This window comes from Shewanella sp., assembly GCF_048265805.1.
In the GTDB taxonomy this organism is placed as follows: Bacteria; Pseudomonadota; Gammaproteobacteria; order Enterobacterales; family Shewanellaceae; genus Shewanella.
The window spans coordinates 104774-118560 of the sequence record NZ_JBLXAT010000005.1; the positions used below are offsets into that span (position 1 = coordinate 104774).

At 47.9% G+C, this 13787-nt stretch carries 13 protein-coding genes; 10 read left to right on the top strand and 3 right to left on the bottom strand.

All coding sequences use genetic code 11. The features are described from left to right. The first annotated feature begins 25 nt into the window (after positions 1–25). From ACN0TT_RS05050 to purU, 3 genes are all read left to right on the top strand, one after another. A complete protein-coding gene (locus ACN0TT_RS05050) occupies positions 26–475 on the top strand; it encodes a flavodoxin (RefSeq protein ID WP_417761165.1) in 450 nt (149 codons plus the stop codon). After that, positions 472–1920 (top strand): PTS transporter subunit EIIC, encoded by a 1449-nt coding sequence (locus ACN0TT_RS05055; RefSeq protein ID WP_417761050.1) that lies wholly within the window; start codon positions 472–474, stop codon positions 1918–1920. Before ACN0TT_RS05050 ends, ACN0TT_RS05055 begins: the two co-directional genes overlap by 4 nt. A gap of 304 nt (positions 1921–2224) precedes the next feature. Next, the gene (gene purU / locus ACN0TT_RS05060) at positions 2225–3061 is read left to right on the top strand and encodes a formyltetrahydrofolate deformylase (RefSeq protein ID WP_417761051.1); all 837 of its coding nucleotides are present in this window, start codon (positions 2225–2227) and stop codon (positions 3059–3061) included. Positions 3062–3124: 63 nt separating this feature from the next. Here the strand turns inward: purU and dapD are convergent, their stop codons facing one another. The 3 genes from dapD to map are packed head-to-tail and all read right to left on the bottom strand — an operon-like array spanning position 3125 to position 7356. Continuing rightward, positions 3125–3949 carry a 2,3,4,5-tetrahydropyridine-2,6-dicarboxylate N-succinyltransferase gene (gene dapD, locus ACN0TT_RS05065; protein ID WP_417761052.1) on the bottom strand — a complete coding sequence of 275 codons (825 nt, stop codon included), beginning with the start codon at positions 3947–3949 and terminating at the stop codon, positions 3125–3127. Positions 3950–3966: 17 nt separating this feature from the next. Continuing rightward, the gene (glnD, locus tag ACN0TT_RS05070; protein ID WP_417761053.1) at positions 3967–6540 is read right to left on the bottom strand and encodes a bifunctional uridylyltransferase/uridylyl-removing protein GlnD; all 2574 of its coding nucleotides are present in this window, start codon (positions 6538–6540) and stop codon (positions 3967–3969) included. Between the two features lie 15 nt (positions 6541–6555). Continuing rightward, entirely contained in the window at positions 6556–7356 is an 801-nt protein-coding gene (gene map / locus ACN0TT_RS05075) for a type I methionyl aminopeptidase (RefSeq protein WP_417761054.1), read from the bottom strand. Positions 7357–7710: 354 nt separating this feature from the next. Here map and rpsB point away from each other — a divergent pair, with 354 nt between their 5' ends. The 7 genes from rpsB to ispC all read left to right on the top strand — a co-directional run bounded on the left by rpsB (position 7711) and on the right by ispC (position 13777). Next, a complete protein-coding gene (gene rpsB / locus ACN0TT_RS05080) occupies positions 7711–8436 on the top strand; it encodes a 30S ribosomal protein S2 (RefSeq protein ID WP_417761055.1) in 726 nt (241 codons plus the stop codon). Between the two features lie 122 nt (positions 8437–8558). Next, positions 8559–9410, top strand: a complete 852-nt coding sequence (tsf, locus tag ACN0TT_RS05085; protein WP_417761056.1) for a translation elongation factor Ts — start codon at positions 8559–8561, stop codon at positions 9408–9410. A gap of 72 nt (positions 9411–9482) precedes the next feature. Next, complete coding sequence (pyrH, locus tag ACN0TT_RS05090) at positions 9483–10214, top strand: UMP kinase (protein ID WP_417761057.1); 732 nt, start codon at positions 9483–9485, stop codon at positions 10212–10214. Positions 10215–10277: 63 nt separating this feature from the next. Next, on the top strand, positions 10278–10799 hold the full coding sequence (gene frr, locus ACN0TT_RS05095) for a ribosome recycling factor (RefSeq protein ID WP_417761166.1): 522 nt from the start codon (positions 10278–10280) through the stop codon (positions 10797–10799). Between the two features lie 81 nt (positions 10800–10880). Beyond that, entirely contained in the window at positions 10881–11717 is an 837-nt protein-coding gene (locus tag ACN0TT_RS05100) for an isoprenyl transferase (protein ID WP_417761058.1), read from the top strand. 11 nt (positions 11718–11728) lie between these two features. Further along, the gene (locus tag ACN0TT_RS05105; protein WP_417761059.1) at positions 11729–12586 is read left to right on the top strand and encodes a phosphatidate cytidylyltransferase; all 858 of its coding nucleotides are present in this window, start codon (positions 11729–11731) and stop codon (positions 12584–12586) included. Positions 12587–12589: 3 nt separating this feature from the next. Then, complete coding sequence (gene ispC, locus ACN0TT_RS05110; protein ID WP_417761060.1) at positions 12590–13777, top strand: 1-deoxy-D-xylulose-5-phosphate reductoisomerase; 1188 nt, start codon at positions 12590–12592, stop codon at positions 13775–13777. The last annotated feature ends 10 nt before the right edge of the window (positions 13778–13787 follow it).

Sequence of the window (13787 nt, forward strand, 5' to 3'; positions counted from 1 at the left end):
AACTTTTGTGGGTGCCGAGTATAGCATGAAAAAAATCAACTTAGTGTTCGGATCAGTCTACGGCAGTGCAGAATCTGTCGCGCGTACTTTAGCGAAAGCCTTGAGCCAACAAGGCGTTAACGTTGAATTACATCAACCTGAAACATTAAGCAGCTATATTCCTAACCAACAAGAGATTTTGCTGTTAGTCTGTTCCACTACTGGGCAAGGCGATCTGCCTGAAAATATTTTTCCGTGGTTTCATGCGATGAAGCAGCAAGCGCCATACCTGCCGGATCTCAGTTATGCAGTGGTGGCTTTGGGCGATTCTAGCTATGATAATTTCTGTGGTGGAGGTCACCAACTAGATGAACTCATGACTGAATTGGGCGCTAAGCGGCTCGGTGATGTGTTTGAAATCGATGCTTGTGAGACGATGGATCCTGAGAAGGAAGCGCTGTCTTGGCTGAAGAAGTGGTGCAAACTAATTAAATGAGAAACACATTTTCTTGGTGGTCTGTCCAGTGGTTTAAGTTCGCGCAGAACTTGAGCCAAACCTTGTTATCGCCCATCGCAATTCTGCCCGCAGCTGGGGTCATGCTGGGATTAGCCAGCTCGCTGAAACTTTACCTACCCGAGCAGTTAGCCGCGCTGATGTGGCAAGTGGGCAACTTTGCTTTTGTCATTATGCCTATGTTGTTTGCGGTGGCTATCAGTGCAGGGTTTTGTAAGGAACCCGCCACAGCGGCGCTGACGGCGGTATTAGGTTTCGGTGTCTTTACCTCCTCATTAACGGTACTAACCAACGCAAACTCTACGTTAGTGCCCGCCATTATTGAATTCCAAGTGCTCGATACTGGCATAGCCGGTGGTATGCTGATGGGCGTAGTCAGCTGTTTCGCCATGTATTTGAGCCAGTTTGTGAAATTGCCGCAGATGTTGTCCTTCTTTGAGGGGACGCGCAGTGCTTTGCTACTGATCATGCCGTTAGCAATGTTGGTGGCTTGGGGCTTTTCCTTCGTGTGGCCAAGTCTCGCAGAGCGGATTGACCAAGTGGCAAACTGGGCTGTATATCAGCGTCCCGAATGGGCGTTTGCGCTGTATGGTACGGTGGAGCGCTTGTTACTGCCCATTGGCTTACATCATATTTGGAATACACCGTTTTTCTTAGAGTTTGGCCAGTATCAAGCTCAAGGGGAAACGGTGCGCGGCGAAGTGGCGCGTTATCTCGCTGGTGATCCCACCTCGGGTAACTTAGCGGGGGGCTATTTGATCAAAATGTGGGGGTTACCCGCAGCGGCACTGGCGATGATCCGCAGTGCATCGCCATCTGAACGTAATCGTATTACTGGCGTGATGCTATCGGCGGCGGCCACTAGTTGGTTAACTGGGGTGACCGAGCCGATTGAGTTTGCCTTTCTGTTTGTCGCACCTGTACTGTACTTAGTGCATGCTCTCATGTGCGGTCTAGCGTACATGGTATGTGTCATGCTGAATATTCACTACGGCGTGACTTTCTCTCAAGGGGCTATCGATTTAGTACTACTGTGGAATAACTCCTCCAATAGCAGTTGGTTCCTTATTCTTGGACCGATGACGGCACTGATATATTACGCTTTGTTTACCTCATCGATTCGGGTGTTTAACTTAAAAACGCCTGGCCGTATTGAGGATTTTAATACACCGACCCGTGCGACAGAGCGACCAGCACTGCTGATCAATGCCCTTGGTGGCTCAGCTAATATTGAGCAACTTAAAGCGTGTATGACGCGTTTACGTTTGAGTGTGTATGCGCCAGATCATGTTGATAAAACTAAGTTGCTGGCGCTTGGCGCTAAAGGCGTGATAGTGGTGGGACACGGTGTGCAGGTGGTACTGGGCACACAAGCGGAAAATATGCGCCAACAGATGCAGTCCTATATGGATGGCAATGCTATATAGCGGCTGTTGCGCGTTTTTGTGCCCACCACTCGAAGCGTCATCTTAAAGCATCATATGACTTCGTTGATTATGTGCCACCGCGTTTAAATGACCCTTCGGGCAGTGACAGAGCGTCATTTATTCAGCGTTAGGTGATATTTGTGGAGAATAACTACACGGCACATCACCTGCCTTGCCTAAATCACGCTCTGTCTACTGCAAAAATAACCAGCCCCTAATCAAATCCAATAAAATTTGATGTTTGTACAGCCTAGAGGCTTATTTTATGGCATATTCTTCAACCATATCGTTGCTTGGGGGATATATGGCACATAAAGTTTTACTGACAGACTGCGCTGATGAGCCGGGGTTGATTGCTAAAATCACCGGTGTCTGTTTCAAACATCAATTAAATATCATCAAAAATAGCGAGTTTGTTGATAATCAGCAGCAACGCTTTTTCATGCGCACCGAATTTGATGGTGCATTGGATAGCGACCGCTTTCTCGCTGATCTTGCCGAAGTGTTACCATCACAAAACCGTACCCGTTTGGTTGATGCGGGTCGCAAACGCGTAGTGGTCTTAGTGACCAAAGAGGCGCACTGTCTGGGTGATTTGTTGATGAAATCCTACTACGGTGCCTTGGATGTGGAGATAGCCGCAGTGGTGGGCAATTATGACGTGCTCGCACCGTTGGCCGGTAAGTTTGAGCTACCGTTTCATTACGTCAGCCACGAAGGTTTAAGCCGCGAAGCTCACGAGCAAGAGATCCTCAAGATTGTTGAATCTTATACGCCTGATTACGTGGTATTGGCGAAGTTCATGCGGGTGTTAACCAGTGGTTTTGTTAGCCGCTTCCCGAATCGCATTATCAATATTCACCATTCATTTTTACCCGCTTTTATTGGCGCTAATCCCTATCGCCAAGCGTGGGAACGTGGGGTAAAAATCATTGGTGCGACCGCGCACTTTGTTAATGACAGCCTTGATGAAGGCCCAATCATTAAGCAGGACGTGATCCCCGTTGATCATAATTACAGTGCCGAAGATATGGCGAAAGCGGGCAGGGATGTCGAAAAGAGCGTGCTGTCTCGAGCCTTGGCGTTGGTGGTGAATAACCAAGTGGTTGTTAACGGTAATAAGACGTTGGTATTTAAATAACTGGTAATCGCCAAATAAAAAAACCGCCACAATAGGCGGTTTTTTGGTCACATAGATAAAGTGTTAGTCAACGATGCGCAGCAACTCGTTAATACCTACTTTACCGCGAGTTTGGGCATCAACTTTCTTGACGATAATGGCTGCATACAGGCTGTATTTACCACATTTTGATGGCAAGTTACCTGATACTACCACTGAGCCAGCTGGTACGCGGCCATAGTGGATTTCGCCGGTTTCACGGTCATAAATCTTAGTGCTTTGGCCGATGTAAACACCCATTGAGATCACAGAGCCTTCTTCAACGATAACGCCTTCAACAATTTCGGAGCGTGCGCCAATAAAGCAGTTATCTTCAATGATGGTTGGGCCCGCTTGCAATGGTTCCAGTACGCCACCGATGCCTACGCCACCTGACAAGTGCACGTTTTTACCGATCTGTGCGCATGAACCTACAGTCGCCCAAGTGTCAACCATAGTGCCTTCATCAACGTAAGCACCCAAGTTAACGTATGACGGCATCAGCACGGTGTTTTTGGCGATGAATGAGCCTTTGCGTGCTGCTGCTGGTGGCACCACACGGATACCTTCTGCGCGGAAGCGAGCATCATCATAATCGGCAAACTTCATTGGCACTTTGTCGAAATATTTGGTTTCTGCACCTTCAACAACGGCGTTGTCAAAGATACGGAATGAGAGCAGTACCGCCTTCTTGAGCCATTGATTGACCTGCCATGCGCCGTTAATTTTTTCGGCAACGCGAACTTCGCCGCGGTCTAGCATATCAATCACTTTCTCGACATCAGCTTTAAGGGCTGCATCTACAGTAGCAGGACTGATGGTCGCGCGGGCTTCAAAAGCCGCCTCAATACGTTGGCGTAAAGCCTCCATGGTGTTCTCCCCTAGTGTTAAAATTCATTTGGTTGATTGGACAAAGTCGCAATTAAAGCATCCTGCAGTTGCTGCTGTTCTTGTTCGTTCAGCGCTTTACCTTCTTCGGTTTGCAGAATGAAAAAGTCTTCAGCTCGTTCACCAATGGTGGTGATTTTGGCTGATTGTAGTGTTATCCCGCAGCGGTAAAAGGTCTCACCCACTTTAGCTAAAAGGCCTGGTGCATCTAAGGCTATCAGCTCCATCATGCTGGTGCGTTGGCGATTACTCGGCAAAAATGTCACCTGCGTCGGTACGCTAAACGGCTTCATAATCCGCGCCATTTTGCGGAATTTAGGCAGTTTAGGTACGTCGGCCAGTGCTTTTTCCAACGCTTTACGGATGCTTTGGATCCGCGATAGCTGCGCAACGGGTTTGCCATCTTGTTCGAGGATAACGAAACTGTCCAGCGCAAAATTGTCTTTTGAGTTCATAATGCCGGCATCGTGCACGTTGATATTTTTGTTATCCAGCACGGCCATCACGGTAGCAAACAGCTTAGGCCTGTCTTTGCAGTAGATAAATAGCTCAGTTCCGCCTCGGGTCATGTGTTTAGAAATCAGCACTAACGGCGCATCTTCACGGTGCTTTATTATCGCTTCTGCATGCCAAGCAATCTGATTGGGTTGGTAGCGCAAAAAGTAGTCGGCTTTGAAACGATGCCACAAATCATCCAAGACTTTTTCTTTGATACCTCTGCGCAGCAGTTCTTTTTTCGCTTTCGCTTGATGTTCGCGCACACGGCTACGAATATCGACGGTTTTCTCCTGACCGCGGGCAAGCACGCGTTGAGCGGAGTAGAATAGATCGCGCAGTAGCGAGCCTTTCCAGCTATTCCATGTGTGCTCATTGGTGGCGCAGATATCCGCCACAGTGAGGCAATACAAGTAGCTTAGGTGAGAGACGTCACGTACTTTTTCGGCAAAAGTGCCAACCACTTCGGGGTCTGAAATATCACGCCGTTGCGCGGTAATCGACATCACCAGATGGTTTTCTACCAACCAGCTTACGAGCCGTCCGTCATGGCTGTTGAGTCCGTGCAGTTTACAAAAGTCGAGTGCATCCACCGCACCGAGTTTACTGTGGTCACCGCCGCGGCCCTTGCCGATGTCGTGGAAAATAGCGGCTAATACCAGTAAGCCTTTTTTTGGCAACTGGTTAATCAGAATCGCGCCTAATGGAAACTCATCACGCTGTTCCTGTTGGGAGAACTTATCAATGTTCAGCAACAGTCGATGGGTGTGTTCGTCAACGGTATAGGCGTGGAACAAGTCAAACTGCATCTGGCCTTCAATACTGCGCCATGCGGGCAGGTACGCCGATAAAATGCCGTGTTTGTGCATCAGCGAGAAAGCTTGGATCCCGCGCGGATGCTTGAGAATTTCCATCAATACTTTGCGGCATTCCGCATGTTCCATCAGCGGCTGTACTAACAAACGTCGGGCGTTACGCAGCGCTCTTAATGTGGGCGCGTAGATCCCTTGAATATTGGAATTGCGGGCAACGTAGAGAAATAGCCGTACGATCTGATGCGGTTCGCTGAAAATATCAGGTTTTAATGCTTCAAGGAAACGACCACGGCGTTGGTACAGCTCATCAATTGGCTGAAGTTCCAGTGCTTGTGTTTCACCGAGTGTGGCGCGTTTGAACAGCTGCAGCAGCATCTCGTTCAATTCCATGATGCGGCGCACCGTACGATAGTAGCGCTTCATCATCTGCTCAACCGCCAATTGGGTGGCATCTTTGTAGCCCATCATCTCGGCGACTTGTCGTTGCAGATCAAACAGCAGGCGGTTTTCATCGCGTCCGGCAATCATATGCAAAGAAAAGCGCAGCTCCCAAAGGAAGCTTTGACTTTCTAGCAGTTCTTCCAGCTCGTCTGGCTCTAAAAAGTGGTGGGCAACAAGCTCGTGCAGATTTGCCGCGCCGAAGTGACGAATAGCGACCCAAGCGACAGTGTGAATATCACGCAACCCGCCGGGACAGGTTTTGATATTGGGTTCAAGGTCAAAAGCGTTAGCTTTATCATGCCGCTGGTTTTGCTCATCGCGCTTGGCTTTAAAAAACGCACTCGAAGGCCAAAAATCGTTTTCACGAACCTTGTCGTACAGGATGTCGAAAACCGATAGTGGCCCCGCAAGTAGCCTTGCCTCTAATAGATTAGTGGCAATAGTGATGTCGCCACGGCCATGCTCTAAGGTTTGCTCTATGGTGCGAACGCTATGACCAATTTCTAAACCAGTATCCCAGAGAAAGGCAATAAAGTCGGTGAGCTTGGTTTCTTCGTCGCTGGTTAATACTGGCGGAACTAAAAACAACAGATCAATATCGGAGTGGGGCAGCAACTCGCCACGACCGTAGCCGCCAACGGCGATAAGAGCAATAGCATGGTTTGCTAGCCCAGCTTGCTGCCAATGTTCAATGAGTAACGCGTCGACAAAGGCGGTTCGTTCATGCACGAGGTGATTAATTTTCTCTCTGGCCACAAAACGCTGACTCAGAGCCTGCAGATGCTCATTAAGAGCGGCTTTAACCGCTTGTGCGTTACTCATTCTTATCCTTGTAAATTATTTGTGGTTGATGACCCGCGGGAAGTCCTCATCACTACGCAGTGTCAATACTTCTACACCGGTTTCTGTCATCAACAATGTATGTTCCCACTGAGCTGATTTTTTACCATCGGCAGTGGTGACAGTCCAGCCATCTTGTTGATCTAACTTTGTTTGATAACGGCCAGCATTGATCATTGGCTCGATGGTGAAGCACATACCTGGGCGCAGAATGGTACGGTCGTTGTTGCGGTAGTGCACCACTTGTGGTTCTTCATGGAAGCCCGCACCAATGCCGTGGCCGCAGTAATCTCGCACGATAGAGAACTTTTCCAAACCGCTTTTGCTGTTCTTCACATATTTTTCAATGGTGGTGCCGATTTCACCCAGTTGCATGCCCGGACGCACTTTGCGAATCGCTGCGTACAAGCTTTCTTGCGCTAGCAAACATAAACGTTTGTCTTTTGGTGTAACGTCGCCCACTAAAAACATCGCTGAAGTATCACCATGGTAGCCATTCAAAATGACGGTGATATCCATGTTGATAATGTCGCCATCTTTCAATTGACGATCAGACGGAATACCGTGACATACCACTTCATTAATTGAGGTACAGATAGATTTTGGAAAACCGTGGTAGTTCAATGGCGCTGAGATAGCACCTGCGGCTTCAGTGAATTTAGCGCAGCGTTCGTCCAATTCGTTGGTCGTTACACCGGGCTTAACAAAAGGAGCGATCATTTCCAGAACTTCGGCCGCCAATTTTCCGGCCGCGCGCATTTTTTCAATTTCTTCCGCTGTTTTAATAGTGATACTCATAACGACTCTCAATAGTGCCAAAGGCAAATTTTGCCTTGCTTTAGAATAGATTAACTTTTTATTTCCCGTGCCCAAGCAACCAAAAATCCGGCGAGATTAACCGGTAGTTCGGTTTGTCTTTTTAGGCGCGTTATGGTATAAAGCGCGCCGTTAGATTTGACTCGGTGTTTTGTCGTTCTCCCTCAGGAAATTTCCTCGGGTTGAACCTAAACTGAGTAAAAGATGGCGGCCATTATATGGCAAATGAATTAAATACGAAATCACACACGTGTCGACACATGTTCCGGGGTGCCTTAATTGGTCGGATTCATGGGATACGTGGAGGTATAACCCCTTTACTTTAAGGTATTAAAAATGACTACAGTTTCTATGCGCGATATGCTGCAGGCCGGTGTACACTTCGGTCACCAAACCCGTTACTGGAACCCTAAGATGAAACCTTTCATCTTCGGCGCTCGCAACGGTGTACACATCATCAACCTGGAGCACACTGTGCCAATGTTCAACGAAGCTTTGGCTTTCTTGGGCAACACTGCGTCTAAAAAAGGCAAAATCCTGTTTGTAGGCACTAAACGTGCTGCAAGCGAAGCTGTTAAAGACGCTGCTATTTCTTGCGAACAGTTCTACGTTGATAAACGCTGGTTGGGCGGCATGCTGACTAACTGGAAAACCGTTCGTCAGTCAATCAAACGTCTGAAAGATCTGGAAACTCAATCAGTTGACGGTACTTTCGACAAACTGACCAAGAAAGAAGCTCTGATGCGCAGCCGCGAATTGGAAAAGCTGGAAAAATCTCTGGGCGGTATCAAAAACATGGGCGGTTTACCTGATGCGATCTTCGTAATCGGTGCTGACCATGAACACATCGCTATCAAAGAAGCAAACAACCTGGGTATCCCAGTTGTTGCTGTAGTGGATACTAACGCAACTCCAGCTGGCGTTGATTATGTAATCCCAGGTAACGATGACGCAATGCGTGCTATCCGTTTGTACGCTGAAACTGTTGCTGCTGCAGTTAACTCTGGCCGTGGCCAAGATTTAGCTGTTCAAGCTGAAGAAGCTTTCATCGAAGCTGAATAATAAGGTTGATGTAGAACATCTCCCTTATTAACCAAAATGCTTTGGTTAACAGGGGCCGTATTGGCCCCTGTTTTATAAGTATTCATGGTAACTTTTTCAAATTATCAATTGAGGATTTAACAATGGCAATTACTGCTGCCCAAGTTAAAGAACTGCGCGACCGTACCGGCGCAGGCATGATGGATTGCAAAAAAGCGTTGACCGAAACTGACGGCGACATCGATCTGGCAATCGAAAACATGCGTAAGAGTGGTGCTGCTAAAGCTGCCAAGAAAGCTGGTAACATCGCTGCTGAAGGTACTATCCTGATCAAGCAAGGTGCTGGTTTCACTGCGCTGCTGGAAGTTAACTGCCAAACTGACTTCGTAGCTAAAGACGCTAACTTCTTGGCTTTCGCTAACCAAGTTTTGGAAGTGGCTGCTGCAGGTAAAGTGACTGTTGAAGACCTGAAAGCACAGTTTGAAGAAGCGCGTGTTGCATTGGTTGCTAAAATCGGCGAAAACATCAATGTACGTCGTGTTGAATACATCGACGGTGAAAACGTTGCCTCTTACCGCCACGGCGACCGTATCGGTGTAGTGGTTACTGGTAATGCTGATGAAGAAACTCTGAAGCACCTAGCTATGCACGTTGCTGCTTCTAAGCCTGAGTTCATCAATCCAGAAGATGTACCTGCTGAAGTGGTTGCTAAAGAGCGTGAAGTTCAGGTTGAAATCGCCATGAACGAAGGCAAGCCTAAAGAAATCGCTGAGAAAATGGTTGAAGGCCGTATGAAGAAATTCACCGGTGAAGTTTCTTTGACTGGTCAGCCATTCATCATGGAACCTAAGAAAACAGTTGGCGACTTCCTGAAAGAGAAAGGCGCTACTGTGACTAACTTTGTCCGCCTAGAAGTGGGTGAAGGTATTGAGAAGAAAGAAGAAGATTTCGCTTCTGAAGTTGCAGCTCAAATCGCAGCTTCTAAAAAGGCTTAATCAACGCTTTTTTTCAACATCCAAGACCGCGGCAGATGCTGCGGTCTTATATTATGACTAGGACCGAAAGATATGAGTACCAATCCCAAACCAGCCTTTAGACGTATCCTATTAAAATTAAGTGGTGAAGCCCTGATGGGCGAAGAAGGTTTCGGCATCGATCCCAAAGTATTGGATCGCATGGCTCAGGAAATTAAAGAGCTGGTGGAGCTCGGTATTCAGGTTGGCGTTGTTATCGGTGGTGGTAACTTATTTCGTGGCGAAGGCTTGGCTAAAGCCGGTATGAATCGTGTTGTTGGCGACCACATGGGGATGTTGGCAACAGTGATGAATGGCTTAGCAATGCGTGATGCATTGCACCGTGCTTACGTTAACGCGCGTTTGATGTCAGCAATTCCGCTCAACGGTGTATGTGATGCATACAACTGGGCCGAGGCTATCAGTTTGCTGAAATCAGGCCGTGTAGTGATTTTTTCTGCCGGTACTGGCAACCCATTTTTCACCACTGACACCGCTGCATGCCTACGTGGCATTGAAATTGAAGCGGAAGTCGTGCTAAAAGGCACCAAGGTAGACGGGGTTTACACTGCAGACCCAATGAAAGACCCTGATGCGACCAAATATGAAACACTGACCTACGACGAAGTGCTCGATAAAGAATTGAAAGTGATGGATTTGGCGGCATTCACTGTGGCGCGTGACCATAATATGCCAATTCTGGTGTTCAACATGAACAAACCAGGCTCATTACGCCGAGTCATCATGGGCGATACCGCCGAAGGAACACTGGTTAAAGCAGGCTAATAGATATTAATTAAAAGGAAATCTAACGTGATTGAAACCATTCAAAAAGATGCGAAAACCCGCATGGAAAAATGTGTAGATGCGACTAAGGCTCAAATGTCTAAAGTTCGCACTGGTCGTGCACATCCTGCATTGTTGGATTCCATTCAGGTTTCTTACTACGGCTCCATGACGCCTCTTAAACAAGTGGGCAATATCTCTGTTGAAGATAGCCGTACACTGGCGGTGAACGTGTTTGACCGCACGATGATCCAAGCGGTAGAAAAAGCCATTATGAGCGCAGACTTGGGGCTGAACCCAATGTCAGCTGGTGCGACTATCCGCATTCCGCTGCCGGCGCTGACTGAAGAACGTCGTAAAGACTTGGTGAAAGTGGTTCGTGCTGAAGCTGAAAACGGCCGTATTGCCGTACGTAACGTGCGCCGTGATGCTAACTCTGAAGTGAAAAAACTCGAGAAAGAAAAAGAGTGCACTGAAGATGATGTACGCCGTAGCGAAGACGAGATCCAAAAAATGACCGATCAGTTCATTAAGAAGGTTGATGAGCTGCTGGCGGCAAAAGAAGCCGAATTGATGGAAGTCTGATATTGCCTTGTTAAGCTGGTTTTAAAGCGCCGTGTAGCGTTATACTACGCGGCGTTTTTCTTTTTGAGGGATTTAAATTCGATGTCATCCAACATGGATATTTCCGAAAACTTGGCGTTATCAAGCTCGGACAGTGAGACATCTGAACCGTTACCAGCGCATCTCGCGAATCTGGTCAATCAAACGATCCCGTCTCATGTGGCCATCATTATGGATGGGAATGGTCGTTGGGCGCAGTCGCGCGGAAAACCACGAGTATTTGGACACAATGCCGGTGTTAAAGCTGTGCGGCGTACGGTCAGTATGGCACGTAAGATTGGCGTTAAATCGCTAACCTTATTTGCGTTCTCGAGTGAAAACTGGCGTCGTCCAGATAAAGAAGTCAGCCTGCTGATGGAACTGTTTATGACAGTGCTACAGCGAGACATCAAAACATTGAAGAAAAACGGTGTGCGCCTAAATATTATTGGTGATATCAGTCGGTTTTCTGAACGTCTACAGCGTCAAATTCGCAAAGCGGAAGAGCACACTGCTGAAAATCAGGGTTTGGTCTTGAATGTTGCGGCAAACTACGGCGGACGCTGGGATATCCTTCAAGCGGCCAAACAGATGGCTGAACAGTTGTGTGCTGGTGAAATTGACAGCGAACAGTTCACTGAAGAGCGCTTAAGTCAGCATTTAAGCATGCAAAACCAACCCGAAGTTGATTTAATGATCCGCACTGGTGGGGATTTTAGGATCAGTAACTTTGTGCTGTGGCAAGTCGCCTATGCCGAATTAGTCTTCACAGATACCTTGTGGCCGGATTTTGACGAACAGACGTTTGTTGAGGCAATTGAAAGTTTTAATAGCCGACAACGTCGTTTTGGTCTTACCGGAAAACAAATCGAATCAATAAAACACAAGCAAGGCCTTTAAGAGGAAATCTTTTGCTAAAGCAACGTATTATCACTGCACTCTGGTTAATCCCATTGGTTTTGGGCACCATTTTTTATCTGCCTCCTGTCTATTTTTCTTGGGCATTAGTGCCTGTTTTTGCCATCGCGGCGCGTGAATGGGGTCGTATTATCGACCCTAACTGTGATGTGACGAAATGGAGCTTCACCTGTACGGTGGCTGTGGTACTCGTTGCTATCAATTTCATTGTTCCCGCCAACGAAATTTGGATGCGGGGTCAACTGCATCCCGTGATGTTGGCGTTGATCATGCTCGGCGTGTTCTGGTGGATTATCGCCTTGCTGCTGGTGTTGTTTTTTCCCAAAAGCAGTGGCTGGTGGAAGAACAATCCGATGCTCAAATCGATGTTTGGCCAGCTAACGTTATTGCCATGTTTTGCTGCGCTGATCACCATCAAATCACAAGATTCACTGGCAAACCCTTATCTCGGTGGCACCTTGCTGCTATTGGTGATGTTGGTGGTTTGGGCGGCTGACTCAGGCGCTTATTTTGCGGGCAAAGCTTTTGGTCGTCATAAGTTAATCGCCCGCGTTAGCCCCGGTAAAACCGTTGAAGGGTTGCTCGGTGGGTTAGTGACCACCTTAATTGTGGTTGCTGGCGTGATGTACTTTTCTCCAGAGCAAGAGTGGCGCTTAGTTGCTGCCGTCACTCTGGTTACTGCGCTGGCTTCAGCGCTGGGTGATTTGTCTGAAAGTATGTTTAAGCGCGTGGCTAACATTAAAGATTCCGGTTCTATCTTGCCAGGACACGGAGGTGTTCTCGACAGAATAGATAGTCTTACTGCGGCGCTACCGGTATTTGCGCTGCTCTATCTCATATTCTGGATGTAACGCATGCAGTCTTTGGTTATTCTCGGCGCCACCGGCTCTATCGGCGCCAGCACGCTCAGTGTGGTTGAACATAATCCTGAGCAGTATCAAGTATACGCATTAGTGGCCAACACCAATGTGGACAAGATGGTGAGCTTGTGTGAACAGCATCTACCGCCAGTTGCCCACATGGTCGATAAAGTGGCTGCGATGGCATTAGCGCAAAGAATTGCGCACCTTCCCACTCAAGTGACTTCTGGTGCAGATGAACTCGAAGCCTTGGTGATGAGTGATGCAGTTGATACGGTGATGGCAGCCATTGTCGGCGCAGCGGGGATGCAACCGACATTAGCGGCGGTTAAAGCGGGTAAACGCGTGTTGCTGGCCAACAAAGAAGCGCTGGTGATGTCTGGTCGGCTATTTATCGATGCCGTTGCTCAATACGGTGCGACGCTGCTGCCAGTCGATAGCGAACACAACGCCATCTACCAATGTCTTTCTACTGCGGCCCAAGAAACGCTTGGCAAATGCGATTTGACGGCTTCCGGCATCAGCAAGATTCTATTGACTGGCTCCGGGGGCCCATTCCTCAGCGCTGATATCAATTCGTTGGCCGACGTCACACCTGCTCAAGCCATTAAACACCCCAATTGGTCAATGGGACCGAAGATTTCGGTCGACTCCGCGACCATGATGAATAAAGGTTTGGAATATATCGAAGCGCGCTGGCTGTTCAATGCCAGTGCCGAGCAGATCCAAGTGGTTATTCATCCGCAAAGCGTGATTCACTCAATGGTGCAATATTGCGATGGCAGCGTGTTAGCACAGTTGGGAAATCCCGATATGCGCACCCCAATTGCTCATTGTATGGCCTATCCGACAAGAATTCGCTCCGGCGTTGAACCTTTAGACTTTTTCAAAGTCGGACAATTGAGCTTCTTTGAGCCTGATTTTAATCGTTTTCCCTGCTTGGCATTAGCGATGGAAGCTAGTCGCCTTGGTCAAGAAGCTACTACAGTCGTCAATGCAGCCAACGAAGTCGCCGTAGCCGCGTTTTTAGCAGGAAAAATTCGTTATACCGATATTGTGCGCGTTAATGAATATTGTTTGAATAATGTGCCACAATCGCCACTGGATTCGATTACTGATATTCTGGCGCTGGATGAAATGAGCCGCCGTTATGCGAGCAAGCGCTTGCTAGGTCTAAATTGAGGAAACACAA

Coding starts and splice junctions, on each gene's coding strand:
- rpsB (WP_417761055.1), top strand. CDS start 7,711: ATGACTACAGTTTCTATGCGCGATATGCTGCAGGCCGGTGTACACTTC.
- tsf (WP_417761056.1), top strand. CDS start 8,559: ATGGCAATTACTGCTGCCCAAGTTAAAGAACTGCGCGACCGTACCGGC.
- glnD (WP_417761053.1), bottom strand. CDS start 6,540: ATGAGTAACGCACAAGCGGTTAAAGCCGCTCTTAATGAGCATCTGCAG.
- ACN0TT_RS05055 (WP_417761050.1), top strand. CDS start 472: ATGAGAAACACATTTTCTTGGTGGTCTGTCCAGTGGTTTAAGTTCGCG.
- ispC (WP_417761060.1), top strand. CDS start 12,590: ATGCAGTCTTTGGTTATTCTCGGCGCCACCGGCTCTATCGGCGCCAGC.
- map (WP_417761054.1), bottom strand. CDS start 7,356: ATGAGTATCACTATTAAAACAGCGGAAGAAATTGAAAAAATGCGCGCG.
- purU (WP_417761051.1), top strand. CDS start 2,225: ATGGCACATAAAGTTTTACTGACAGACTGCGCTGATGAGCCGGGGTTG.
- dapD (WP_417761052.1), bottom strand. CDS start 3,949: ATGGAGGCTTTACGCCAACGTATTGAGGCGGCTTTTGAAGCCCGCGCG.
- ACN0TT_RS05050 (WP_417761165.1), top strand. CDS start 26: ATGAAAAAAATCAACTTAGTGTTCGGATCAGTCTACGGCAGTGCAGAA.
- ACN0TT_RS05100 (WP_417761058.1), top strand. CDS start 10,881: ATGTCATCCAACATGGATATTTCCGAAAACTTGGCGTTATCAAGCTCG.
- pyrH (WP_417761057.1), top strand. CDS start 9,483: ATGAGTACCAATCCCAAACCAGCCTTTAGACGTATCCTATTAAAATTA.
- frr (WP_417761166.1), top strand. CDS start 10,278: ATGGAAAAATGTGTAGATGCGACTAAGGCTCAAATGTCTAAAGTTCGC.